Here is a 24,595-nt window from a genome sequence, read left to right as displayed (position 1 = left end):
GGAAACAACCTGACGACCACCCCGGACGGTGCGTTTAGGAGACGAGCCGGTTAGCCTTTGCCGGATTCCTGACCGTCCACTCAGCGGAGGTCCGCCGGAGATGATCCGACTGTCCGGGGTGTCCCGCACCTTCGAAGGCCGATCCGGCCGGGTGGAGGCGCTACGGGGCATCGACCTCGACGTCGCCGAGGGCGAGTTCGTCGCCGTGCTCGGCCGCTCCGGCTGCGGCAAGTCCACACTGCTGCGGCTGGTGGCCGGGCTGCTCCCGCTGAGCGCCGGTGAGATCACCGTGGCCGGGACGCCGATCACCCAGCCCCGCCGGGATATCGCCATGCTGTTCCAGAAGCCGGCGCTGCTGCCGTGGCGCACCGTCCTGGACAACGTTCTCCTGCCCGTGGAGATCTTCGGCTGGAGCCGCGCCAAGCACCGCGAGCGGGCCCGACAGCTGCTCGACGTGGCCGGCCTTGCCGGCTTCGAGAAGCGACTGCCGCACGAGCTCTCCGGTGGCATGCAGCAGCGCGTGTCGCTGTGCCGGTCGCTGATCGGCGAGCCCCGGGTGATGCTCATGGACGAGCCGTTCTCCGCGCTGGACGCGCTCACCCGCGAGGAACTCTCCGGCGAACTCCAGCGGGTGCACATGGAGAACAAGCCGACAATCGTCTTCGTCACCCACTCGATCGACGAGGCGGTGCTGCTCGCCGACCGGGTGGTCGTGCTGAGCCCCCGCCCCGGCCGTATCCGCAAGGTCGTCGAGGTGACCATCCCCCGGCCCCGCACCCTGGGCCGCAACGCCCACCTCGCGGACGTCGCCCGCGTCAGCGCCGATCTGCACGAGCTGTTGATGGAACGCGACCAGCCGGCCGCGGCCGGCGCGGAGGGACGATGAACATGCGGGTGTCGGTCTTCACCGAGCCGCACCGTGGCGCCAGCTACGACGACCAGCTCCGGTTCGCGCGGATGGTCGAGGCGGGCGGCTTCGAGGGCTTCCTCCGCGCCGACCACTACCAGTCGATGGGTGCCGACCCGGGCCTGCCCGGCCCGACGGACGCCTGGCTGACCCTCGCCGCCCTGGCCAGGGAGACCGAGCGGATCCGGCTCGGCACGCTCGTCACGTCGGCTACCTTCCGGCTTCCCGGCCCGCTGGCGGTGATGGTCGCGCAGGTCGACCAGATGAGCGGCGGTCGCGTCGACCTCGGCATCGGCGCCGGCTGGTACGAGCGCGAGCACATCTCGTACGGCATCCCCTTTCCGAAGGTCGGCGAACGCTTCGACCGGCTGGCCGAGCAGCTTGAGGTGATCACCGGGCTGTGGCGGACGCCGCCGGGCGCGACGTACAGCTACGCCGGCGACCACTACCGGCTGGTGGACGCGCCGGCCCTGCCCAAGCCGGTGCAGGTGCCCGGGCCGCCGATCATCGTGGGCGGGCGCGGCCCCAAGCGCACCCCCGAGCTGGCCGCCCGGTACGCCGACGAGTTCAACATGCCGTTCAAGTCCGTGGCGGAGACCGCCAAGGCGTACGACCGCGTGCGCGAGGCGTGCGACCGCAGTGGCCGGACGGAGTCCGGGCGGGCGCCGCTGGTGCTCTCCGCCGGAATCGTGGTGGCCATCGGGCGAACCGACGCCGAGGCGCAGCGACGGGCCGCGCCACTGCACGAGAAGAGCGCGCTGCCTCCGGAGGACCCGGTGGTCGGCTCGCCCGCGCAGCTCGTGCAGCGGATCGGCGAGTTCGCCGCGATCGGCGCAACCCGGGTGCACCTGCGCCTGATCGATTTCGCTGACCTGGACCACCTCGAGCTGATCGCCGCCGAGGTGCTCCCGCAACTGGACGGAGAACGATGACCGACGTGTTCGACGGGACCGAACTCGGGCCGGTGGGCCAGGAGATCGTGTACGAGAACGACCGGGTCCGGGTCTGGCACATCCGGCTCGAACCGGGCGAGCGGCAGCCGCTGCACCGGCACGACCACCCCTACCTCGTGGTGGCGATCGAGGGCGCGAAGAACGTCGTGCAGACGGTCGACGGCACCCTGATCGACGCCGACGAACCCACCGGCGGAGTGGTCTACCGGGACCCGGGCGCGGTGCACATGCTCACCAATGTCGGGGATACGACGTACCTGGCTCGGCTGGTCGAACTCAAGTAGACCCGCCGGGAGCGGGCCGGCGCGCCGCGCGGCGCGCCGGTGGCGATCGGGTGTACCAGGTGCGTAACGTGCCGGACATGGCCTTTCGGACCTGGGGCAGACTGCTGCTCACGGCGCTCGGGGTGAGCGTGCTGGCCGGAGCCGGTCAGCTCGGCGTCGCGTACGGATTCGGCATCGTCCGACTCACCGGCGCCTTCACCGGCACGACCGTCAATCAGTGGCCGGCCCAGCTCGTCTGGGTGGGCTGGTTCGCCGCGAACGCCGCCGTTGCCGGTGCCGTCCTCACCGGACGCCTGGCCCGCCGGGACGCCGTGCCGACCAGCACCGGCCGGCAGTTGGCCATCGGTGCTGCGGCCGCGCTCGGCGCCACCGTCGTCGCTCCGCTCTGCATGCAGCCCGCCCGGGCAGCCGAACTGATCTCCATCGACCCGGTCTGGGCGGTCGGCATCTGCGCCGTGCTCGGCGCGGTGATCGGGGCCGGCGCGGCGATCGCCGTCCTGCTCCGGCCCGAGCTGGGCTGGAACATGGCCGCGGTGGCCGGTGCGGTCTGGGTGCTGGCGCTGGTCTCCGTCCTGCCGTCGCTCGGCACCGTCGGCCCGCTGCCCACGGTCCGGCTCGGGGTCCTCGAGCCGAGCTGGTTGGACGACGACGCTGCACAACGGCTGGCGCTCGTCGTGCTGCCCCTCACGGCGCTGCTGGCCGGCGCGGCGACCGCCGGGCTGGCCCGCTGGCGTGGTCAGGTCCCCCTGGTCAGCGGTGCCACCGGGGTGGCCGGCCCGGTGCTGGTGGCGTTCGCCTACCTGACCGCCGGTCCGGGCGACGCGGTGGATCGTTACCAGACCACCCCCTACTACGGCGCGCTGATCGCGGTCCTCGCCGGCGCGCTCGGCGCGGCTGCGGCCGCCCTGCTGCGCTGGCCGGCGCGTGCCCGCACGGCCGATCGGCGGGCGATCGAGCCGACCGACATCCTGCGCCCGTTGCCCGCCGGCCCGGCCCTACCCGGCGCCGACTCGGCGGCCGATCGGGACGCCACCGAACCCACCGGGGCGGACCTGGCCAGCGCGAGCGCCGGGCACGACCCGCGCGCCGCCGACAGTGCCGGCGTCGGACGTGAGCCGGGCGCCGCCGACAGCACCGGTGCCGTCCGCACCGTCCCAGCCCACTGGGACTGGCCGGCGACCTCGGGGATCGGTCAGCACGGCTCGGTGCCGGCCCACCCGACCGGCACCCCCCTGCCCCGACCGGCCGGCGGTCCCCGCCACCACAGCGACGACGCCGGTGACCCCGCGACGACGGCCACCACGGGCGAGCCGAGCGCTACCACACCAGGCAGGGGCGGGCCGCGCACCGACGAGCCGACCCAGGACGGTTCGGTCGGCGGCGACCCCGCCGCTCCGGAGGGCGGTCCGGGCGACGACGGCTCGACCAGCACCGCGGCCATGGCCACGACCGGCGCGGCCCGGCCGACCGGCGAGGACGCGACGAACCACCACTCGCCAGGTGACGGCGCGACCGCCGCGACCACGGCGAGCGCGGAAACGACCACAGCGAGCCCGCGGACGACCACGACCAGCACGGGCACGACCAGCACGGGCACGACCAGCACGGGCACGACCAGCACGGGCACGACCAGCACGGGCACGACCAGCAAGAGCAACGGGGCGACCAGCGAGAGCGCGGGCACTGCGGGTAACGGCACGGCCGGCGCGCCGGCGCCCAAGCCGCGCCGGACCCGCAAGCCGAAGGCCGCCCCGACCTCAGACCTGGCCGACGGTACGACACCGTCCAATCCGGAGACCGCCGCCGACCCGGCCAGGTCCACGACCGCCGGCCGCGCCAGAAGAACCCCCCGGCCCGCCAAGGCCACCGACGGCACCGGGTCCGGCACGGCCACCGACGGCTCGCAGCCCGGAGAGGACGCCCCGGGCACCGAGCCCGGTCAGGGCGCCGGGACGCCCGCGACGGCCCCCGCCGCCACCACCGCCCCTGCGGCGAGCCCCGCCGCCCCTACCGACCCGGCGGCGGCCGACCCTGCCGGCGATTCCGCAGCCGCCGTCGCGCCCCGGACCGAGCGGACCACCGGCACCGAACGGCCCACCGACACCGAACGGCCCGCGACCGCGAGTGGTTCCGCCGGACCTCTGTTCGGGGCGGCGGCAACCGCAACCCCGGAGGCGGATCGGTGGACCCCGGCCGCGCCAGCCTGGCCGGTCAGCCCGGCGTGGACGGCACCTCAACAGGCCGGCACCCCGGAACCGACCGCATCGGACGCCCCGACCAGCCGGGAGGAGCCGACCGAGTGGACGCCGCGGCCCCGGCACCGGGCACCCCTGCCGGACCTGAGCAGGGCCAACACCTGGGACGCGTTCACCACCGCACGCAGCGAGGGGGCGGCAGACCCGCTGCGGAGTTCGGCGGGCGCCACCGGGCCGGCGTCGACCGACTCGCCCGCGGCCGGCGACCCGGCACCTCCCACCGGAACATCGGGTCCGACCGGCACCGCCACACCGACCCGCCCCGCCACACCCTCCGTCCAGCGCAGCGCATCGGACCGGGCGGCCAGTCGATGGCGACGGGCCGCCGGCACGCCGGCCCCGGCCGCCGAGGCTGTTCCGGCCTCCGCGGCGGGACAAGCCTCCCCGACCTCGGCCTCTCCGCTGGTGCCGGAACAGAACGGCACCGGTACCGACGGTCCGGCGAGCGCCGACGCCGCACCGGGTGCCGGCAACGACGCGGAGCAGCCATCCCGCCGGGGACGGCTCGGCAGCCTGTTCCGCCGCAACCGGACCCGCGCCGAAGAGGAGAGCCAGGCCGCACCGGATGCGACCGAGCCACTGCCGGCACAGGACGAGGAGTTCGTCGACTGGGTCTCCGGCCTGAGCAAGCCGGTGGCGGACAACGAGCCGGAGCAGGAGAACGGCCGCCGCTCGCTGCGCTCCACCGGGCGACACCACCGCGACTGACCCCGAAACCCCGCGCTGGCCACCCCTGTAGGGGTGCCCAGCGCAGGGCCGGCGGATCAGGCCAGCGGCAGGTAGACCCGGCCACCACCGGAGACGAACTCCGCCGACTTGTCCTTCATGCCGCGGGCCGCGTACTCCTTGAGCTCCTGGGTGATTTTCATGGAGCAGAACTTCGGGCCGCACATCGAGCAGAAGTGTGCCGTCTTCGCCGGCTCGGCGGGCAGCGTGGCGTCGTGGTACGAGCGCGCCGTCTCCGGGTCCAGCGACAGGTTGAACTGGTCCTCCCAGCGGAACTCGAACCGCGCCTTGGACAGCGCGTCGTCCCACGCCTGCGCGCCGGGGTGCCCCTTGGCCAGGTCCGCGGCGTGCGCCGCGATCTTGTACGCGATGACGCCCGCCTTGACGTCGTCGCGGTCCGGCAGGCCCAGGTGCTCCTTCGGGGTGACGTAGCAGAGCATCGCAGTGCCGAACATGCCGATCATCGCGGCGCCGATCGCCGAGGTGATGTGGTCGTACGCCGGCGCGATGTCGGTGGTCAGCGGGCCGAGCGTGTAGAACGGCGCCTCGTGGCACCACTCCTGCTGGAGGTCCACGTTCTCCTTGATCTTGTGCATGGGCACGTGCCCCGGCCCCTCGATCATCACCTGCACGTCGTGCTCCCAGGCCACAGTGGTCAACTCGCCGAGGGTGCGCAGCTCGGCGAACTGCGCCTCGTCGTTGGCGTCGGCGATGGAGCCGGGCCGCAGCCCGTCACCGAGGGAGAAGGTCACGTCGTAGCGGGCCAGCAGCTCGCACAGCTCGGCGAAGTTGGTGTAGAGGAAGTTCTCCTCGTGGTGCGCCAGGCACCAGGCTGCCATGATCGAACCGCCTCGGGAGACGATCCCGGTCACCCGGTCCACCGCCAGCGGCACGTACGGCAGCAGCACCCCGGCGTGCACAGTCATGTAGTCCACGCCCTGCTCGGCCTGCTCGACCATTGTGTCCCGGAACACCTCCCAGCTCAGCTTCACCGGGTCGCCGCCGACCTTCTCCAGCGCCTGGTAGATCGGCACCGTCCCGATCGGCACCGGCGAGTTGCGCACGATCGCCTCGCGGGTCTCGTGGATCCGTTTGCCGGTGGACAGGTCCATCACCGTGTCGGCACCCCAGCGGGTGGCCCAGGTCAGCTTCTCCACCTCCTCGGCGACCGACGAGCTGACCGCCGAGGTGCCGATGTTGGCGTTCACCTTGACCAGGAACGCCTTGCCGATGATCGCCGGCTCGCACTCCGGGTGGTTCACGTTGAGCGGCAGCACCGCCCGGCCGGCGGCGATCTCGGCCCGGACGAGCTGCGGGTCGACGTTCTCCCGGATCGCCACGAACTCCATCTCCGGCGTCACCACGCCGGCCCGCGCGTAGGCGAGCTGGGTCGGCCGCCGCCCGGCCATTCCGGTCAGCGGCGTACCCGCGCCCCGTGCCGGGGCGACATCACCCCGTTCGGCGATCCACGGCCCGCGCAGCGGAGGCAGCCCGACCTCCGGGTCCGAGCCCGGACCGGACGTGTCGTAGAGCCGCACCGGCGGATGGTCGCCGGTCAGCGCCACCTCGGCGAACGGCACTCGCACATCCGGCCGTGCCCCCTCGACGTACACCTTGCCTCGTGCCTGCATGACAGCCTCCCTGGTGATCAAGCGGACCAGCCGAAGTGATCCAGCGGCCCGCGGCCCGCACCCAGCTCCCAACCCCGCGCTCCGGTCAGTGCGCGAAGCACGTACTCCTTGGCGACCCCCACCGCCGCCGGCACCGGATCGCCCAGCGCGAGCCGCACGGCGATCGCCGCCGAGAACGAGCACCCGGTGCCGTGCGTGTGCCGGGTGTCCACCCGAGGTGCGCGCAACAGGGTGGTGTGGCCGCCGCCGTGCAGCACGTCGACCGCCTCGCCCCCGTCCAGGTCGCCGCCGGTGACCACGACGTACTCCGGGCCGCCGGCCGCGAGGGCCTCGGCGGCCGCGACCATCCCGGCCACGTCGTCCACCGGGCGCCCGGTGATGGCTGCGGCCTCCGCGCAGTTCGGCGTCGCCACCCTGGCGTACGGAAGGATCCGTTCGACTGCACCCACCACGCCGAGCCGGTGACCGCTGGTGGCCACCAGCACCGGGTCGACGACGAGCTGGGGCAGCCGGCCGTCCCGGGCGGCCTCGGCCACGGCGTCGGCGACAGCGGGACTGCCCAGCATCCCGGTCTTGACCGCGCAGACCGTGAAGTCGGCGAGCACGCTGTCCAACTGCTCGGTGACCGTGCGCGGGGGCAGCGGCAGGACGGCGTCGACGCCCCGGGTGTTCTGTGCGGTGATCGCCGTGAGGACGCTGGTGCCGTACGCGCCGAGCGCCGCGAAGACCTTGAGGTCGGCCTGGATGCCGGCGCCGCCGCCGGAGTCGGAGCCGGCGATGGTGAGGATGGTGTGGGGTGTCACGGCCCCTCCTTGGTTGCGGTTGGGGATCTGGCTGACTCCGCGCCGGGTTTCAGGGGCTTGGGGGTGACCGCCTCTTGGAAGGCTCTGGTCAGACTCGCTGCTGTCCGGGTGGGATCTTTTGCTCGCATGAGTGCGCCCAGTACGGCTACTCCGGCTGCTCCTGCTTGGATGCAGGCGGTCACCTGTTCTGGGGTTTCCACACCTCCCAGCGCCAGCACCGGTGTTGGGCTGACCTGGATCAGCTCGTGCAGCCCTTTGGTTCCCAGGGGTGGGCCGTAGCCGGGTTTTGTCCCGGTCGGGTGGACCGGGGAGACGGTGGCGTAGTGCTCGGTGGTCAGGCGGTTCAGCTCGGTTCCGTTGTGGCAGGAGCGGCCGACCAGGCGGTGGGTCGGGGGCGGGTAGGGGCCGGCGGCGGGCAGGTGGACGGCGTCGCCGTCGAGTGGGTCGGGGCCAGCCACGATCAGGGTTCCGGCGACGTCGGCGAGGATCGAACGCAGGTCGGCGGCGAGGGCGGCGCGCTCGGCGCGGGGCAGGTCCTTCTCCCGCAGCACCACCCAGCGCGCTCCCCCGGCGACCGCCCCCGCCACCACCTGATCGAGCGCCCCCCGCGCCACCCGCCGATCCGTCAACACCACGACGCCCGACGGCACGGCCCCGGGCGGGACGCGTTCGGGGGTCACAGGTCGGGTCTTCCCTCGTCGGGGGTGGACGGGAGGGCGTGGAAGCGGCGGGCGATCCGGCCGGCGCCGGCGGCCAGCCGGCCCGCCTCGACCGCGTACCGCATCGCGGTCGCCATCGCGACCGGGTCCGCGGCCCGGGTGACCGCGCTGGCCAGCAGCACAGCGTCGCAGCCCAGCTCCATCGCCAGGACCGCGTCGGACGCGGTGCCGATGCCGGCGTCCAGGATCACCGGCACGTCCACGCCCTGCCGGATCAGCCGGATGTGGTGCGGGTTGCCGATGCCGAGTCCCGAGCCGATCGGCGCGCCGGCCGGCATCACCGCGGCGCAGCCCACGTCGGCCAGCCGGCGGGCGAGCACCGGGTCGTCGCTGGTGTACGGCAGCACGGTGAAGCCGTCGGCGACCAGTTCCTCGGCGGCACGGAGCAGCTCGACCCCGTCGGGCAGCAGGGTCCGCTCGTCACCGATCACCTCCAGCTTGATCCAGTCGGTGTCGAACGCGTCCCTGGCCAGCCGGGCCACCTTCACGGCCTCGGTCGCGGTGTGGCAGCCGGCGGTGTTCGGCAGCAGCCTTACCCCGCACCGGTCCAGCAGCTCCAGCAGCCCACCGGCCGAGCCCGGCGCGGTGTCCACCCGGCGCAGCGCCAGAGTGACCAGCTCGGTGCCGGACGCCCGGATCGCCCGCTCCAGCACGTGCAGGTTCGCGGCGCCGCCGGTGCCGAGGATCAGCCGCGAGGTGAACGTCGCCCCGCCCAGCTCGAACGGCACGGCCGTCACCCGCCCTGCGCGGCGGTGAGCAACTCGACGCGATCACCGTCGCGCAGCGCAGTGGTCGGCCAGCCGGCCCGGGGCACCACCTCGCCGTTGACCGCGACCGCCACCCCGCGCTGCTGCGGCACGATATCGCTGACCAGATCGGCCACCGAGGCGCCACCGGGGACGCTGCGCCCGCTCCCGTTCACAGTCAACTCCACAGGTCCTCCTCCGTCGTCCGATCAGGTGCACCGACATCGGCCGCACCGGGCCCGGCCAACCGACCGGCCGCGTTGGTGGGATCCGGGCCGGCGGCGGCGAACCGGCCCGGATGAAAGGGCGTGAGCAGCGGGTCGGCCACACCGGTGGTGACCAGGTCGGCGATCAGGTCGGCGGTGATCGGGGTGAGCACGATGCCGTGCCGGTGGTGCCCGGTGGCGGCCAGCACGTCCGGCCGGGCGGGCAGCGGCCCGAGGATCGGTGCGTTGTCCGGGGTGCCCGGGCGCAGCCCGGCGACCGTCTCGACCAGGTCGTACTCGGCCAGCTCCGGGAGCAGGTCGACGCCGGCACGGAGCAGGCGCAGCACCGCACCGGCGGTGACCGTGGTGTCCGACCGCTCCTCGACCGTCGCGCCGAGCACCACCTCGCCGTCGGCGCGGGGCACCAGATAGACCTGCTCGCCGTCGGCGTACCCCCGGATCACGTGCCGGAAGCCCGGCGCCGCGCCGCCGGGCGCGCGCAGCCGGAGGATCTGGCCCTTCACCGGCCGGACGGGCAGGCCGGTGAGGGCGGCGGCGCCGCAGCCGGCGGCGACCACGGTGACCCGGGCGTCCACGTCGGAGAGAGAACGGACCGCCTGCGGCGCGAGCACCGCGCCGGCCCGCTGCGCGGCCGTGCGCAGCGCCGGCACCAGCAACCGCGGGTCGACCTGGTGGTCGGTGGACGCGAGTGCCCCGCCGCGCACCCGCGGCGCGAGCGCCGGCTCGCGGTCGCGCAGCTCGGTGGGGCGCAGCGGGGTGACCGGCAAACCTAGCCCCTGCTGGTACGCCCAGAGCCGGCGCGCCTCGGCCAGGTCGTCCGCGGTCAGCCCCACCAGCAGGGTGCCCTCGGTCCGGTAGCCCAGCTCGACGCCGCTCGCCTCGGTCAGCTCGTCCGCGAACGCCGGCCAGCGGGCGGCGGACGCCAGCAGCAACCCGGTCAGCTGCCGCTCACCGAAGTACGCCTCGGCCACCGGAGAGAGCATTCCGGCGGCCACCGCCGACGCCCCCGAACCGGGGGCCGGGTCGTGCACCACCACCCGAAGCCCCCGGGCGGCGCACCGCCAGGCGATCGCCAACCCGATCGGCCCCGCCCCCACCACCGCCACGTCCGCAAGGAAGGGCCCCTTGTTAACGGATTCTGTAGAGGAAGGGCCCCCTGTTAACACGTCAGCGCCCCGAGCAGCTCGGCGGTGGCCCGGGCCGGGTCGGCGGCGCCCGATACCGCGCCCACCACCGCCACCCCGTACGCCCCGGCGGCCCGCAGCGCCGGCACCCGGGCGGCGGTCACCCCACCGATCGCGACGACCGGTACGTCGACGGCGTCGCTGACCGCGCGTACCCCCGCCGGGCCGATCGGGTCCGGCAGCCCGGATTTGGTGCTGGTGGTGTGGCACGGCCCGACGCCCAGGTAGCTGGCCCCCGCGGCGACGGCCTCGATCGCCGTCTCCGGTGCCCGGGCGGTGGCCCCGAGCACGCCGTCGGGGCCGAGCACCCGGCGGCCGGCGGCGACCGGCAGGTCGTCGGCACCGACGTGTCCACCGGCGGCGCCCACCGCCAGCGCCACGTGCAACCGGTCGTTGACCAGGCAGGTCGACCCGTACGGCATGCAGAGCGCGAGCACCCGCCGGGCCAGGTCGTACGCCTCACGGTCGGTGGCGGAGTCCTCGACCCGGACCTGCACCACCAGGTCGGCGCGGGCCGCGGTGAGGGCGGCCCGGACCACGGTGAGTGGATCCCGTCCGGGTCGGGTGTCGGTGATCAGATGCAGTCGCCCAAGGGACGGCACGGCAACGCTCCTCCCTGCGCCGGCATTACCCGGATCAGGTTCGACGGTCGGGGGCTGTCAGCCCCCCTCTCAGCCCGGTACACCGGGCTCCCGTGGGTTACTTGCGTGTCACCGTACGACAGATCCGGCCGCCTGCCAAGGCGGGGTCGGCGGGCGACCGGGCGGGCGAGAATCACCCCGCTCCGCGAGATCCGTTGGGCGCTTCATACGGTCCTGTTCGGAATGTCGCCCACCGTTGCAGAACCGTTACCCGCCGGCATCTTGCCGGACATTGATCGAACCGAATTAATTTGTTCAGCGATTCGACAAAATGCTGGCGTGGATGCCCTGGCACGGCACCCGCACCGGCTCCATCCGGGACGGTCTTCGGCGAGCCGGCCCCCGCGATCCCTGTCCACCGCGACATAGGAGGCGGCGTGTCCCATTCTCGTCGTGCCCGCGTACCCATCACCGCGACCCTGATCTCCCTGGCCCTCGCCTCGACGACCCTCTTCGGCCTGCCGGCACAGGCGGCACCCGCCGCCGCGCAGGTCCCCGTGAGGGATGCGCAAGCCGCGGCCCCGGTCAGCCAGGTGGCGCCGAAGGCGCCAAAGGCTGAGGCCGATCCCTTCTCCGTTCTGGTGTTCTCCAAGACGGCCGGCTTCCGCCACGACTCCATTCCCACAGGTCTCGCCGCGATCCAACAACTCGGCGCGGCCAACGGATTCACCGTGGACAGTTCCGAGGACGGTGGCGCGTTCACCGACGCCAATCTGGCGAAATACCAGGCGGTGATCTGGCTCTCCACCACCGGCGACGTCCTGGACGCCGAGCAGCAGGCCGCGTTCGAGCGTTACGTGCGGGCCGGCGGCGGTTACGTGGGCATCCACGCCGCCTCCGACACCGAGTACAGCTGGGCCTGGTACGGCGACCTCGTCGGCGCGTACTTCGCCAACCACCCGGCGAACCAGCAGGCCACGGTCAAGGTGGAGGACCACGCCCACCCGTCCACCGCCGAGCTGCCGGACCGCTGGTCCCGCTTCGACGAGTGGTACAACTACCAGACCAACCCCCGGCCGGACGTGCACGTGCTGGCCAGCCTGGACGAGAAGAGCTACACCCCGGGCGCCGGCGCGATGGGCGCCGACCACCCGATCGCCTGGTGCCAGGACTTCGACGGTGGTCGTTCCTGGTACACCGGCGGCGGGCACACCAGGGAGTCGTACGCGGAGCCGGAGTTCCTCTCCCACCTGCTCGGCGGCATCCGGACCGCCGCCGGGGCGGCGGACGCCGACTGCGGCGCCTCGAAGACCGCGAGCTTCGAGAAGGTCGCCCTGGACAGCAACACCAGCAACCCGATGGAGCTGGACATCGCCCCGGACGGGCGGGTCTTCTACGTCGAGCGCGACGGTCGCGTGCAGATCGTGAAGCCGGACACCGGCAACACCGTCACCGCCCTCGACCTGGACGTCTTCACCGGCAACGAGGACGGCCTGATCGGCATCCGGCTCGACCCGGACTTCGCCACCAACAGGTGGGTGTACCTGTACTACGCCCCGAACGACGGCGTCACGCGCAACCTGCTGTCCCGGTTCACGGTGAACGGTGACGCCATCGACCCGGCGAGCGAGAAGCAGGTGCTGCGGGTCGACACCCAGCGCAACACCTGCTGCCACGCCGGCGGCAGCATGGCCTTCGACGGCGCCGGCAACCTCTACCTGGCCACCGGTGACAACACCAACCCGTTCGAGTCGAGCGCGTACTCGCCGATCGACGAGCGGCCGGGGCGCCAGGACTTCGACGCGCAGCGCACCTCCGGCAACACCAACGACCTGCGCGGCAAGGTGATCCGGATCCACCCTGAGGACGATGGGACCTACACCGTCCCGGCGGGCAACCTCTTCGCGCCGGGCACCGAGAAGACCCGACCCGAGATCTACGCGATGGGCTTCCGCAACCCGTTCCGGATCGGCACCGACCCGAAGACCAACACGCTCTACGTCGCGGACTACGGGCCGGACGCCAACGCGGACAACCCGAACCGGGGCCCGCGTGGGCTGGTCGAGTGGAACATCGTCACCCCCGGCAACTACGGCTGGCCGTACTGCACCGGGACGAACGAGGCGTACAACGACTACACCTTCCCGTCCGGCCCGAGCGGCCCGAAGTTCGACTGCGCGGCGCCGGTGAACAACTCGCCCAACAACACAGGCCTGACCAACCTCCCGCCGGTCGTCCCGGCCACCGTCGACTACGGGTACGCCGGTGACGCGCGGTACCCGGAGATCGGCGGCGGCGGTGCCCCGATGGGCGGCCCGGTCTACCGGTACGACGCCGACCTCAATTCCACCCGGAAGTGGCCGGCGTACTACGACGGCAAGGCGCTGCTCGGCGAGTGGAACCAGAACAAGATGTACACCATGCAGGTCACCGCCGACGGCAAGTCGTTGGTGGACATCAACCAGCTGCTCACCGGGATGAGCATGATCCGGCCGATGGACTTCGAGTTCGGCCCGGACGGCGCGCTCTACCTGATCGAGTGGGGCAGCGGCTTCGGCGGCAACAACGACAACTCCGGCGTATACCGGATCGACTACATCGCCGGTGAGCGGGCGCCGATCGCGGTGGCGGCGGCCACCCCGACGTCGGGGGCCGCGCCGTTGACTGTCGCCTTCTCCAGCGACGGCTCGCGCGACCCGGACGGCGGCACGCTCACCTACGCCTGGGCCTTCGGCGACGGCCAGACCTCCACCGAGGCGAACCCGACGCACACCTACGCCACGGCGGGCAGCTTCACCGCCCAGCTCACCGTCACCAACCCGGAGGGCCGTACCGCGGTGGCCAACGTGCCGGTCACCGTGGGCAACACCGCGCCGACGGTGACCATCGAGTTCCCACCCGACGGCGGGTTCTTCGACTGGGGTGACCAGGTCCGCTACACCATCAAGGTGACCGACCCGGAGGACGGGCAGATCGACTGCAACCAGGTGCGGCTGCAGGTGCTGCTCGGTCACGACGAGCACGCCCACCCGCTGGAGCAGCACACCGGCTGCACCGGCACCGTCCAGACGTCGCTCGCCTCCGGCCACGGCGCCGAGGCGAACGTCTTCGCGGTCTTCGAGGCCACCTACACCGACGAGGGCGGCGCTGGTGGCGCCGGTCCGCTGACCGGCCGGGCGATCGAGCAGTTGCAGCCCAAGCGCAAGCAGGCGGAGTACTTCACGGCCACCGGGCGGGCACCGGGGAGCACCGGCGGCGGCGACGCCGGCGTGCAGCGGGAGACCGGCGGCGACACCGCCGGCGGCGGCCAGAACATCGGGTTCATCGAGGACGGCGACTGGTGGTCGCTCTCCCCGGCGAACCTGACAAACGTCACAGACATCCGGTTCCGGGCCGCCTCGGCCGGCTCCGGAGGCCGGGTCGAGGTCCGCGCCGGCGCCGTCGACGGACCGGTGGTCGCCACGGCCACCGTGCCGGGCACCGGCGGGTGGCAGACGTACACGGACGTGACCGCGCCGGTGACCGGTGCCGCGAGCGGCACGCTGTACTTCGTTGCCGAGGACCCGAACGGCGGCGCGGGGTCGCTGTTCAACGTCAACTGGATGGACTTCCTCGGCCGCGGCGTCACCGAGAACGCGCCGCCGGTGGTCACCGCCACCGCCACCCCGGCCACCGGCACCGCGCCGGTCACCGTCGCCTTCGACGGCACGGCCACCGACGCCGAGGGAGACACCCCGCTGACGTACGCCTGGGACTTCGGTGACGGCGGCGCGGCGACCACCCTGGACGCCAGCCACACCTACACCAGCCCGGGCGCCTTCACCGCCACCCTGACGGTGACGGACAGCAAGGGCGCGAAGTCGTACGCCACCGTGCCGGTGCGGGTCGACGCGCCGAACACGTCCTGCTTCGGGGCGCGTTCGGACGACTTCGACGGCACCAGCCTCGACAAGAGCCGGTGGAGCAGCGTGGTCCGGGAGAACCAGCTCTACTCGGTCTCCGGCGGCGCGCTGCGGCTGCCCACCGCGGTGGGCGACCTCTACGGTGCCCGCAACGACGCCACAAACCTGGTGCTCCAGGCGGCTCCGACCGGCGCCTGGCAGGCGACCACCCGGGTCACCCTGCCGGTGACTGCCAACTACCAGCAGGCCGGCCTGCTGGTGTACGGCGACGACGACAACTACGCCAAGCTGGACCTGCTGTACAACGGCAGCCGGCGGGTGGAGTTCATCCGGGAGACGGCCGGCACGCCGCGCAACGAGGCCGCCGACAGCACCGCCGCACCGGCGGGCGACACCGTGCACCTGCGGATCACCAGCGACGGGACGGACCTGACAGCGGCCGTCTCGGCCGACGGGCAGACCTTCACCCCGGTCGGACGGTCGGCCGCGCTCGACGGCATCACCAACCCGCGGATCGGCCTCTTCGCGGTCAACGGCGGCACCGAGGCACCGGTGGTGGACGCCAGCTTCGACTGGTTCCAGATCACGCCGGACGCCCCGGCCGGGCCGGTCGTGCCGTCGGACGAGTTCACCGGCGACGCGCTCGACAAGTGCCGGTGGAACGCGATCCTGCGGGAGGACCCGAACGGTTACCGGGTCACCGGTGGCGCGCTGCGGGTCGACGTGCCCAACGGTGACATCTACGGCACCGACAACACCGGGCCGAAGAACTTCATCCTCCAGACCGCGCCGTCGGGCGACTGGACCCTGGAGACGAAGGTCGACGGCAGCCTGCTGAACGAGCAGTACCAGCAGGCCGGCCTGATCGTGCAGGCGGACGACGACAACTACCTCAAGTTCGACTACATCGCGGACAACCAGGCCGGCCAGCCGGTGACGCGGCGGATCGAGTTCCGCAGCGAGATCGGTGGCACGGTCCAGAACCCGCAACCGGAGGCGGCCAACCTGACAAGTGCGGTGTGGCATCTGCGGCTCGCCCGCAGCGGCGACACCTTCACCGCGTCGTACTCGGCGGACGGGACGACCTGGACCGCGTTGACCACGCTCACCAACAGCGCGGTCGGGGCCACCCCGAAGGTCGGGCTGTTCACCCTCGGCGCCAACCAGACCGCCTCGAAGACCGCCGCGTTCGACTACTTCCGGTTGAGCACCGGGACGGCCGACGAGACAGCGCCGGTCACCACGGCGGCGGTCTCCGGCACCCCGACCGACGGGTGGTACACCGGGCCGGTGACTGTCACCCTCACCGCGGCCGACGAGGCCGGCGGCAGCGAGTTGGCCGGCACGGCGTACCAGCTGGACGGGGCCACCACCTGGACGGACTACACCGCTCCGGTGGCGGTCAGCGGGGACGGCGAGCACGAACTGCGGTTCCGCTCGACCGACGAGGCGGGCAACGTGGAGTCGACGAAGACCATCGCGGTCAAGATCGACGCCACCGCGCCGGTCACCTCGGCGACGTTCGCTCCGGCGAACGACGCCGGCTGGCACGACGGGACGATCCCGGTCGTGCTGACCTCGACCGACGCCGGTTCCGGAGTCAAGACGGTCGAGTGGTCACTGGACGGCGGCGCGTGGACGCCGTACTCGACGCCTGTCGAGGTGACCGGCGACGGGCAGCACGAACTGCTGTTCCGCTCCACCGACAAGGCGGGCAACGCCGAGACGCTCAAGTCGGCGGTGCTGCGGATCGACGGCACCAAGCCGACACTGCTGGTCTCCGGGATCGCCGACGGCCAGCTCTACGGGGACAGCCAGGACGTCCGGGTGTCCTGGCAGGCCGTCGACCCCACCTCGGGCATCGCGACAGTGGTGGGCCAGTTGAACGGCCGGGCGTACGCCAGCGGCACCCTGCAGGCCATGTACGAGCTGCCGCTCGGCCTGCACGAGCTGACCGTGACAGCGACCGACAAGGCGGGCAACAAGACGACCTCGACGGTCCGGTTCTTCGTCACCACCTCGTTCCGGGACATGCAGAACCTGCTGGACCGGTTCAAGGCGACGGGGCGGCTCTCGGCCAAGGCGCACAAGCAGTTGACGGCGAAGCTCGACGCGGCCCGTAAGGCCGAGGCGGCCGGCAACGACCAGAAGGCGATCAAGCAGCTGACCGAGTTCCGGACGCTCGCCGCGAACGCCAGCCTGGTGGCCGAGGCGGAGATCCGGGACGTCCTGATCCGGGACGCCGACGCCATGATCGTCCGGCTCGGCGGCACGGCCAGCAAGGCCGGGGTACGGGCGAACGACGGCGAGCCGGTCAAGGGCGCCGGGCGGCTCGGTGGCGACGCCACCCGGTTGGCACCCGGTCGCCAGCTCTGATCCGACGAGGTCCCTCCCCGGCGCTCCGGCGTCGGGGAGGGACCTCCCTCATATCCGTGGTGCGGAGATCCTGCTCGGTCGCCGCCGCACCGGTACGCCGAACGACTGATCCACTCGGCGTCCCTGAAGTCGCGGTGTCCCGGGTGACAGGTCACCCCGACGTCAGGGAACACGAGTGGATCAGGAGCAGCCCGCCCTCCGGCTCAGAGGATGGCGCGCAGCGCGGCCAGGTCCTCGTCGGTGGGTTCCCAGGTGCCGGCGGCGGCGTTGGCGAGCACCTGCTCGGGCGTGGTGGCTCCGGCGATCACCGAGGTCACCGCCGGCTGGGCGGCCAGCCCGCCGATCGCCACCTGGAGCATGGTCAACCCCCGCTCGGCCGCGTACGCCTCGATCGCCTCGATGGTGTCCCAGTCGGCGGCGGCGAGTCGCTCCGCGTACCGGCCACCGCCGGAGAGCCGGCTGCCGGCCGGCGGCTGCGCCTCACGCTTGTACTTGCCGGTGAGCAGGCCGTTGGCGAGCGGGAAGAACGGCAGCATGCCGAGACCGAACCGCTCGCAGGCCGGGATCACCTCGGCCTCCACCGAGCGCTCCACCAGGCTGTAGTGGTTCTGCGCGCTGATGAAGCGGGCCCGGCCGTTGGACGAGGCGACCCAGTCCGCGTCGGCGATCTGCCAGCCGGCGAAGTTGGAGTTGCCCAGGTAGCGCACCTTGCCGTCACGGACCAGGTCGTCCAGGGCGGCGAGGGTCTCGTCGATCGGCGTGCCCGGGTCGGGCTCGTGCATCTGGTACAGGTCGATGTGGTCGGCGCCGAGCCGGCGCAGCGACGCCTCCACCGCGCGGGCGATGTAGCGCCGCGATCCCCGGGCGCCGAAGTCCGGCCCGTTGAGGCCGTTCATGTCCATGCCGAACTTGGTGGCCACCACGACGTCGTCCCGGCGCCCCTTGAGCGCCTGCCCGAGCAGCTCCTCGGAGCTGCCCTGCGGCTCGCCGTAGATGTCAGCGGTGTCGAACAGGGTGATACCGGCGTCCAGGGCGGCGTCCACCACAGCGCGGGTGCCGTCGAGGTCGAGCTTCCGGCCGAAGTTGTTGCAGCCGATGCCGACCACGGACACCACGAGCCCGGAGTCGCCCAGCCGGCGATAGGTCATCTCAGTCACGAGATCCACTCTATGCCCAGCGAAGGAAGGGTCCCTTGTTAACGCCTGGCGTTAACAAGGGACCCTTCCTTTCGGCTCAGGCGACGTCCCAGACCGGCTCCGGGGTCTCCACCACCTCGCTGTCGCCCCGGAAAAGCACGAACCGGTCGAAGGATCGCGTGAACCAGCGGTCGTGGGTGACCGCGATCACCGTCCCCTCGAACGCGTTCAGGCCCGCTTCGAGGGCCTCCGCGCTGGCCAGGTCGAGGTTGTCGGTGGGCTCGTCGAGCAGCAGCAGGGTCGCCCCGGACAGCTCCAGCAGCAGCACCAGGAACCGGGCCTGCTGCCCGCCGGAGAGGGTGCCGAACCGCTGGTCACCCTGCCCGGCCAGCTCGTAGCGGCTGAGCACCCCCATCGCCGCGTGCCGGTCCATGCCGGTCCGGTGCTCGTCGCCCCGCCAGAGGATCTCGACCAGCGTCTTCGACATCAGCTCGGGCCGGTCGTGGGTCTGGGAAAAGTGCCCCGGGCGCACCCGGGCACCGAGCCGAGCCTTGCCGTCATGTGTCACCGGGGCGAGCGCCCCCGCGCCGTCGACCGGCCCGTTCGCCGGGTCGGGGTCGGTGCCGCCCCGGGCCAGCAGCCGCAGGAAGTGCGACTTGCCTGTGCCGTTGGCACCGAGCACCGCCACCCGGTCGCCGTACCAGATCTCCAGGTCGAAGGGGTAGGTCAGGCCGTCCAACTCCAGCTGCTCGCACACCACCGCGCGCTTGCCGGTCCGCCCGCCGGTCAGCCGCATCCGGATGTCCTGGTCCTTCGGCGGTACGGGCGGCGGCCCGGCCTCCTCGAACTTGCGCAGCCGGGTCTGCGCGGCCTGGTACCGCGAGGCGAGCCCGTCGTTGTACGCCGCCTTCTGCTTGTACATCAGCATCAGCTCGCGGAGCTTCTGGTGCTCCTCGTCCCAGCGCCGGCGCAGCTCGTCGAGGCGGGCGTGCCGCGCGACCCGCGCCTCGTGCCAGCTGGCGAAGCCGCCCGGGTGCACCCATGCGCTGCCGCCCTCCACGGCGACCACCCGGTCGGCGGTCTGGGCCAGCAGCTCTCGGTCGTGCGAGACGTAGAGCACGGACTTGGCCGACTCGCGCAGCCGCGCCTCCAGCCAGCGCTTGCCGGGCACGTCGAGGAAGTTGTCCGGCTCGTCGAGCAGCAGCACCTCGTCCGGGCCGCGCAGCAGCAGCTCCAGCGCGAACCGCTTCTGCTGTCCACCGGAGAGGGTGCGCACGGGTCGGTCCCGGACGGCGTCCCAGGGCTGGTCGAGCACGATGGTGGCGACGGTGTCGAAGAGCACCTCGGCGTCGTACCCGCCGGCCTCGCCCCAGGCGCCCAGCGCGTCGGCGTACGCCAGCTGTGCCTTGCCGGCGGCGGTGCTGTACTTGCCGCGGACCTCGGCCGCCCGCATGGCCGTCTCGGTCTCGCCGAGCCGGCGGCCGGCCTCGCGCAGCGGCGGTGGGGCGAGTGACAGCGCCAGGTCGGCGAGTGTCGACTCGTCGCCGATCATGCCGATGAACTGGCGCATGACGCCCAGTCCGCCGGCCCGCGCGACGGCGCCGGTACGCACCGGCAGGTCACCGGCGACCATCCGCAGCAGTGTCGTCTTACCCGCGCCGTTCGGCCCGACCAGAGCGACCTTGCCGCCCTCCCCGACCCGGAACGACACGTCGGCGAAGAGTTCCCGACCGTCGGGCAGGATGTGCCCGACCGCTGCCACGTCCACGTATCCCACGCCGGGATCCTGCCCCAGCGAGGGTCGGAAGGTACATCCAATTACCGGGTGACCCGCAGCACCCGGAAGCCCTTCTGGCTGGCGTGCCGCTCAACCTGCCAGCCCTGGTCGGTGAGCCAGCCGTGCAGCGAGTCACCACCGAGGTGCCGGGCGACCACCAGCCAACCGACGCCGTCCGGGGCGAGCCGGGGCAGCCAGCGCAACAGCAGGTCGTGCAACCCCTCCTTGCCGATCCGGATCGGCGGGTTGGACCAGAGCTGGGCGAAGCGGATCTCCGCCGGCACGTCGTCCGGAGCGCTGACCCGGACCCGGTCGCCGGCGCCGACCCGCGCCGCGTTGGCCGTGGTCAGCTCGCGGGCCCGGGCGTTGACGTCGACGGCCCAGACGGTGCTCGCCGGCGCCAGGTCGGCCAGCACGCACGTGATCGGCCCGAATCCGCAGCCGAGGTCGAGCAGGTCGCCGGTGGTGGCGGTGGTGGGCAGCTCGGCCTTGCGCAGGAGCACCGCGGTGCCCGGGTCGAGACGGCTGGCGGAGAAGACCCCGCCGGCCGAGGCGAGCCGGTAGTCGCGGTCGGCGACGGAGAACTCGACCTCGCGCGGCGGGGCGTCGCTGGCGGGCTGAGCGGTGAAGTAGTGGTCGCCGGTCACGCCGGCAATTCTCGCATCGGTCCCGGCACGCCCCGACGCGGCCCACACCCACATTTCCCATTATTACCCCCTAAAGGGACAATGACTCCTAGTCTGGGCGACATGGTGTATCGGTACGAGTCCGATGAGGACGCTTTCGTGGAGTACCCGGATGACGGGTCCGACCTGTCCGTGCCCGGCGCGGGTCCGCCGCCGCCGGCCGGGCCCTCTCCGTCGCGTTTCCCCACCCCGTCGCTGCGCCGGACGAACCAGATCGCGCTGCCGTCGTCCGCTCCGCCACCGACCCGTGCCGACATCCCGCCTGCCCCGCCCCGCGAGCAGGTCTACACCTCGGCGGAGCCGATCGAGCCGACCTCCCGGCGCGGTGGCGGCCGGCTCTGGCAGGTGCTGATCGGCGGCGCGGCCGTCCTGGTCCTCCTCGCGCTCTGCGGCCTGGGCGCCGCCGCGCTGCTGGTGGATCGCGACCCACAGCCGGACGCCACCCCTACGTACCAGCCGAACGTCGCCGCGTCCGCCCCCGTGGAAGAACGCCAGGACCTCGACTCCCGGGACACCGATCAGGCCCCGCTCACCGCCAAGGAGCTCTTCCCCGGCAAGGAGCTGAAGGTCACCGACGGCCAGCCGAGCTACCAGGTGGTCAGGACACACTCGAGCGGCAGTTGCGCCGTCGCCGCCACCGGCGAGGTGGCCGACCTGCTGGTCCGGCTCGGCTGCAACCAGGTGGTACGGGCCACGCTGCGGGCCCCCGGCGGCGACCACCTGGTCACCACCGGGCTGTTCAACCTCACCGACAAGGTGAGCGCGGAACGGGCCCGGGACCGGATCCGGCAGCTGCTCGACGAGCGGCAGGGCCGGTTCCGGGGCCTGGTCGGCAAGGAAGGCGACGGCACCGAGGTGGTGTCCACGGCCCCGGCCCGGGTCGGCTGGCAGGTCCGCGGCCACTACCTGGCGTACGCGCTGGTGGTCCGCACGGACGGGGTGGCGGTCAAGTCCGGCGACACCACGATCCGGGAGATCCTGTTCGACATGATCGAGCTGCACCTCAGCCGGGGCGTGCTGCAGCGGCGGGCCGATGGCGGCACGGCTGGGCAACCGACGGCGGGGCCGACCGAGAGCGGCGGCACCCAGAGCGGCACCACAGGCGACGGCGAACTACCTGGCGACTGACCGCACCCCGCCGTCGGCGGTCACCGTGAAAGGACAGTCCGCGCTCGGCGCGGTCAGCCCTCGACGGGCACCCGCAGCCGGCGGGTGAGGTCGGCGCGGCGGGCGTACTCGGTCGGATCGGCCGGGTACCCCACCTCGACCAGGGTCAGCCCGTGCGCCGGGGCCACGGTCACCTCGCTGGACCGCTCCCGGCGGGTCAGCAGGGTGCCCGGCCACTCCACCGGGCGGCGGCCGTCCCCGGCCACCAGCATCGCCCCCACCAGGCTGCGCACCATCGCCTGGCAGAACGCGTCCGCCTGCACCGTCGCGACCAGGATGCCGTCCGGGTCGCGGCGCCAGTCCAGCCGGGTCACCTCGCGCAGCGTCGTCGCGTTCTCCTTGCGCCGGCAGTACGCGGCGAAGTCGTGCTCCCCGACCAGGCCGGCCGCCGCGGCGTTCAGCGCCGCCAGGTCCAGGGGCCGCGGCCAGGCCAGCACCTCGTGCCGGCGCAGCGGCTCCGCGCCGTACCGGGCGTCGGTGACCCGGTACTCGTAGCGTCGGAAGGTGGCCGAGAACCGGGCGTCGAAGTCGGCCGGCACCTCGGTCATCTCCCGCACCCGGACGTCGGTGGGGAGCAGCCGGGCCAGCCGGCGCAGCAGCCGGCCCTCGTGCTGCCGCCACACCTCGACGGGCAGGTCGAGGTGGCAGACCTGCCCGGTGGCGTGGACCCCCGCGTCGGTCCGCCCGGCCACGGTCAAACCGGTGGCCGTGCCGGCGCCGAGTACCAGGTCAAGGGTCTCGACGAGCACCCCGGCGACGGTGCGCCGGGTCGGTTGGGCGGCCCAGCCGGAGAAGCCGGTGCCGTCGTACGAGACATCCAGCCGCAGCCGGATCCGCTCGTCCACCTCGTACCTCCTGTTACGGGTCGGGCCCGGCACCCCGAGGGGGTGCCGGGCCCGAACGATGCCCGAGATCAGGCCTTGTTCTCCTCGGTGGCGAGGTCGCTGTCCTCGCGCGCCTCGGCGGTGTCGCCGGACGCCGAGACCGGCGCCTCCGCGTCCTGGTCGGAGTTCTCCGACCGCGGGGTCTCGTCCGCCGGGGCGAGCGCCTCGACCTTGTCCTGCTGCGCGGCCTTGCGGGCGGCGGTCTTCTTGTTCGCCTTCGGCTCGGCGACCTGAAGCTCCTCCACCAGCTCGATGACGACCATCGGCGCGTTGTCACCCTTGCGCGGACCGGTCTTCACGATCCGGGTGTAACCGCCGGGGCGGTTGGCGTACCGGGGCGCGATCTGGTCGAACAGGGCGTAGACCACGTCCTTGTCCTTGACGACGCCCAGCACCCGCCGCCGGGCGGCCAGGTCACCGCGCTTGGCCTTGGTGATGAGCTGCTCGGCCAGCGGACGCAGCCGCCGGGCCTTCGTCTCGGTGGTCTTGATCTTGCCGTGCTGGAACAGCGCGGTGGCCAGGTTGGCCAGCATCAGCCGCTCGTGCGCGGGGCTGCCGCCGAGGCGGGGGCCCTTGGTGGGCGTGGGCATGCTTGGTGCTCCTCAGTTGTGGCGGCAGCGCGGACTAGAGCTGCTCGGTCTCGCGGTAGTCGTCGGTGTCGTAGTCGGCCTCGCCGAAGGTGTCCACGACGTGCGCCGGGTCGAAGTTCGGGGCCGAGTCCTTCAGCCCCAGACCCATCCCGGCGAGCTTCATCTTGACCTCGTCGATCGACTTCTGACCGAAGTTGCGGATGTCGAGGAGGTCGGCCTCGGTACGCCCGATGAGCTCACCAACGGTGTTGATGCCCTCGCGCTTGAGGCAGTTGTAGGAGCGGACGGTGAGGTCCAGCTCCTCGATTGGCAGGGCGAGGTCCGCCGCCAGCTGGGCGTCCTGCGGGGACGGCCCGATGTCGATACCCTCGGCGGTCTCGTCCAGCTCCCGGGCCAGACCGAACAGCTCCACCAGCGTCGAACCGGCGGAGGCAAGCGCGGTACGCGGGCCCATCGACGGCTTGGTCTCGACGTCGATGATCAGCCGGTCGAAGTCGGTGCGCTGCTCGACGCGGGTCGCCTCGACGCGGTAGGTCACCTTCAGCACCGGCGAGTAGATCGAGTCGACCGGGATCCGGCCGATCTCGGCGCCGGACTGCTTGTTCTGCGCCGCCGTCACGTAGCCCCGGCCCCGCTCGACGGTCAGCTCCATGTCGAGCCGGCCCTTGCCGTTGAGGGTGGCGAGCTTCAGATCCGGGTTGTGCACGGAGACGCCGGCCGGGGGCTGGATGTCACCCGCGGTCACGTCGCCCGGGCCCTGCTTACGCAGGTACATGCTGACCGGCTCGTCGTGCTCGGAGCTGACGCACAGCTCCTTGATGTTCATGACGAGCTCGACCACATCCTCCTTGACACCGGGGATGGTGGTGAACTCGTGCAGCACGCCGTCGATCTTGATCGAGGTGACCGCCGCACCCGGGATCGACGACAGCAGCGTGCGCCGCAGCGAGTTGCCCAGGGTGTAGCCGAAGCCCGGCTCCAGCGGCTCGATGGCGAACCGCGACCGGGTCTCGTTGATCGACTCCTCGGAGAGGGAGGGTCGCTGGCTGATGAGCATGTTT

General features: G+C 72.6%; 19 protein-coding genes and 1 riboswitch. Of the genes, 6 read left to right on the top strand and 13 right to left on the bottom strand.

What is annotated here, in order from left to right; translation table 11 throughout:
• Positions 1–100 precede the first annotated feature (100 nt).
• The 4 genes from GA0070607_RS16310 to GA0070607_RS33000 all read left to right on the top strand — a co-directional run bounded on the left by GA0070607_RS16310 (position 101) and on the right by GA0070607_RS33000 (position 5,107).
• Positions 101–886 carry an ABC transporter ATP-binding protein gene (locus GA0070607_RS16310; RefSeq protein WP_089018969.1) on the top strand — a complete coding sequence of 262 codons (786 nt, stop codon included), beginning with the start codon at positions 101–103 and terminating at the stop codon, positions 884–886.
• Positions 887–888: 2 nt separating this feature from the next.
• On the top strand, positions 889–1,839 hold the full coding sequence (locus tag GA0070607_RS16305) for an LLM class F420-dependent oxidoreductase (protein WP_089018968.1): 951 nt from the start codon (positions 889–891) through the stop codon (positions 1,837–1,839).
• Entirely contained in the window at positions 1,836–2,144 is a 309-nt protein-coding gene (locus tag GA0070607_RS16300) for a cupin domain-containing protein (RefSeq protein WP_089018967.1), read from the top strand. Before GA0070607_RS16305 ends, GA0070607_RS16300 begins: the two co-directional genes overlap by 4 nt.
• 77 nt (positions 2,145–2,221) lie before the next feature.
• A complete protein-coding gene (locus GA0070607_RS33000; protein ID WP_197701268.1) occupies positions 2,222–5,107 on the top strand; it encodes a hypothetical protein in 2,886 nt (961 codons plus the stop codon).
• Positions 5,108–5,163: 56 nt separating this feature from the next.
• Here the strand turns inward: GA0070607_RS33000 and thiC are convergent, their stop codons facing one another.
• The 7 genes from thiC to thiE all read right to left on the bottom strand — a co-directional run bounded on the left by thiC (position 5,164) and on the right by thiE (position 11,037).
• Positions 5,164–6,756 (bottom strand): phosphomethylpyrimidine synthase ThiC, encoded by a 1,593-nt coding sequence (gene thiC, locus GA0070607_RS16290; protein ID WP_089018966.1) that lies wholly within the window; start codon positions 6,754–6,756, stop codon positions 5,164–5,166.
• A 17-nt stretch (positions 6,757–6,773) separates the two neighbouring features.
• On the bottom strand, positions 6,774–7,559 hold the full coding sequence (gene thiD, locus GA0070607_RS16285) for a bifunctional hydroxymethylpyrimidine kinase/phosphomethylpyrimidine kinase (protein WP_089018965.1): 786 nt from the start codon (positions 7,557–7,559) through the stop codon (positions 6,774–6,776).
• Positions 7,556–8,209 carry a thiamine phosphate synthase gene (locus GA0070607_RS16280; protein WP_089021885.1) on the bottom strand — a complete coding sequence of 218 codons (654 nt, stop codon included), beginning with the start codon at positions 8,207–8,209 and terminating at the stop codon, positions 7,556–7,558. The genes thiD and GA0070607_RS16280 overlap by 4 nt, the downstream gene beginning before the upstream one ends.
• A gap of 26 nt (positions 8,210–8,235) precedes the next feature.
• A complete protein-coding gene (locus GA0070607_RS16275) occupies positions 8,236–9,015 on the bottom strand; it encodes a thiazole synthase (RefSeq protein ID WP_089018964.1) in 780 nt (259 codons plus the stop codon).
• Positions 9,012–9,212, bottom strand: a complete 201-nt coding sequence (thiS, locus tag GA0070607_RS16270) for a sulfur carrier protein ThiS (RefSeq protein WP_089018963.1) — start codon at positions 9,210–9,212, stop codon at positions 9,012–9,014. The genes GA0070607_RS16275 and thiS overlap by 4 nt, the downstream gene beginning before the upstream one ends.
• Positions 9,203–10,417, bottom strand: coding sequence for a glycine oxidase ThiO (gene thiO / locus GA0070607_RS16265; protein WP_172899049.1), 1,215 nt, complete (start codon positions 10,415–10,417; stop codon positions 9,203–9,205). Before thiO ends, thiS begins: the two co-directional genes overlap by 10 nt.
• Positions 10,411–11,037, bottom strand: coding sequence for a thiamine phosphate synthase (gene thiE, locus GA0070607_RS16260; protein ID WP_089018961.1), 627 nt, complete (start codon positions 11,035–11,037; stop codon positions 10,411–10,413). Before thiE ends, thiO begins: the two co-directional genes overlap by 7 nt.
• Positions 11,032–11,141, bottom strand: a riboswitch (TPP riboswitch). (Overlaps the previous gene by 6 nt.)
• A 312-nt stretch (positions 11,142–11,453) precedes the next feature.
• Here thiE and GA0070607_RS16255 point away from each other — a divergent pair.
• Positions 11,454–17,294: a ThuA domain-containing protein gene (locus GA0070607_RS16255; RefSeq protein WP_089018960.1), complete on the top strand. Its 5,841-nt coding sequence runs from the start codon at positions 11,454–11,456 to the stop codon at positions 17,292–17,294.
• Positions 17,295–17,497: 203 nt separating this feature from the next.
• Here the strand turns inward: GA0070607_RS16255 and GA0070607_RS16250 are convergent, their stop codons facing one another.
• From GA0070607_RS16250 to GA0070607_RS16240, 3 genes are all read right to left on the bottom strand, one after another.
• Entirely contained in the window at positions 17,498–18,460 is a 963-nt protein-coding gene (locus GA0070607_RS16250; protein ID WP_172899048.1) for an aldo/keto reductase, read from the bottom strand.
• Positions 18,461–18,527: 67 nt separating this feature from the next.
• Complete coding sequence (locus GA0070607_RS16245) at positions 18,528–20,207, bottom strand: ABC-F family ATP-binding cassette domain-containing protein (RefSeq protein WP_089018958.1); 1,680 nt, start codon at positions 20,205–20,207, stop codon at positions 18,528–18,530.
• A gap of 41 nt (positions 20,208–20,248) precedes the next feature.
• The gene (locus GA0070607_RS16240; RefSeq protein ID WP_089018957.1) at positions 20,249–20,854 is read right to left on the bottom strand and encodes a class I SAM-dependent methyltransferase; all 606 of its coding nucleotides are present in this window, start codon (positions 20,852–20,854) and stop codon (positions 20,249–20,251) included.
• A gap of 102 nt (positions 20,855–20,956) precedes the next feature.
• Here GA0070607_RS16240 and GA0070607_RS16235 point away from each other — a divergent pair, with 102 nt between their 5' ends.
• Positions 20,957–22,021 (top strand): hypothetical protein, encoded by a 1,065-nt coding sequence (locus GA0070607_RS16235; RefSeq protein WP_231931073.1) that lies wholly within the window; start codon positions 20,957–20,959, stop codon positions 22,019–22,021.
• A 53-nt stretch (positions 22,022–22,074) separates the two neighbouring features.
• On the opposite strand, the gene truA is transcribed toward GA0070607_RS16235, so the two are convergent.
• The 3 genes from truA to GA0070607_RS16220 form a co-directional block, all read right to left on the bottom strand.
• On the bottom strand, positions 22,075–22,905 hold the full coding sequence (gene truA / locus GA0070607_RS16230) for a tRNA pseudouridine(38-40) synthase TruA (RefSeq protein ID WP_089018955.1): 831 nt from the start codon (positions 22,903–22,905) through the stop codon (positions 22,075–22,077).
• Between the two features lie 68 nt (positions 22,906–22,973).
• Positions 22,974–23,534 carry a 50S ribosomal protein L17 gene (gene rplQ, locus GA0070607_RS16225; RefSeq protein ID WP_089018954.1) on the bottom strand — a complete coding sequence of 187 codons (561 nt, stop codon included), beginning with the start codon at positions 23,532–23,534 and terminating at the stop codon, positions 22,974–22,976.
• A 34-nt stretch (positions 23,535–23,568) separates the two neighbouring features.
• Entirely contained in the window at positions 23,569–24,591 is a 1,023-nt protein-coding gene (locus GA0070607_RS16220) for a DNA-directed RNA polymerase subunit alpha (RefSeq protein WP_089018953.1), read from the bottom strand.
• Between the last annotated feature and the right edge of the window lie 4 nt (positions 24,592–24,595).

The organism is Micromonospora coriariae (assembly GCF_900091455.1).
GTDB lineage: Bacteria > Actinomycetota > Actinomycetes > Mycobacteriales > Micromonosporaceae > Micromonospora > Micromonospora coriariae.
The sequence above is the reverse complement of the archived record's forward strand: the minus strand, read 5'-3'. Positions and strand labels throughout refer to the sequence as shown.

What these genes read in the sequence shown, in the direction of transcription:
- GA0070607_RS16300 (WP_089018967.1), top strand. Translation starts at nt 1,836, where the DNA reads ATGACCGACGTGTTCGACGGGACCGAACTCGGGCCGGTGGGCCAGGAG.
- GA0070607_RS16235 (WP_231931073.1), top strand. Translation starts at nt 20,957, where the DNA reads ATGGTGTATCGGTACGAGTCCGATGAGGACGCTTTCGTGGAGTACCCG.
- rplQ (WP_089018954.1), bottom strand. Translation starts at nt 23,534, where the DNA reads ATGCCCACGCCCACCAAGGGCCCCCGCCTCGGCGGCAGCCCCGCGCAC.
- GA0070607_RS16220 (WP_089018953.1), bottom strand. Translation starts at nt 24,591, where the DNA reads ATGCTCATCAGCCAGCGACCCTCCCTCTCCGAGGAGTCGATCAACGAG.
- GA0070607_RS33000 (WP_197701268.1), top strand. Translation starts at nt 2,222, where the DNA reads ATGGCCTTTCGGACCTGGGGCAGACTGCTGCTCACGGCGCTCGGGGTG.
- GA0070607_RS16310 (WP_089018969.1), top strand. Translation starts at nt 101, where the DNA reads ATGATCCGACTGTCCGGGGTGTCCCGCACCTTCGAAGGCCGATCCGGC.
- GA0070607_RS16305 (WP_089018968.1), top strand. Translation starts at nt 889, where the DNA reads ATGCGGGTGTCGGTCTTCACCGAGCCGCACCGTGGCGCCAGCTACGAC.
- thiC (WP_089018966.1), bottom strand. Translation starts at nt 6,756, where the DNA reads ATGCAGGCACGAGGCAAGGTGTACGTCGAGGGGGCACGGCCGGATGTG.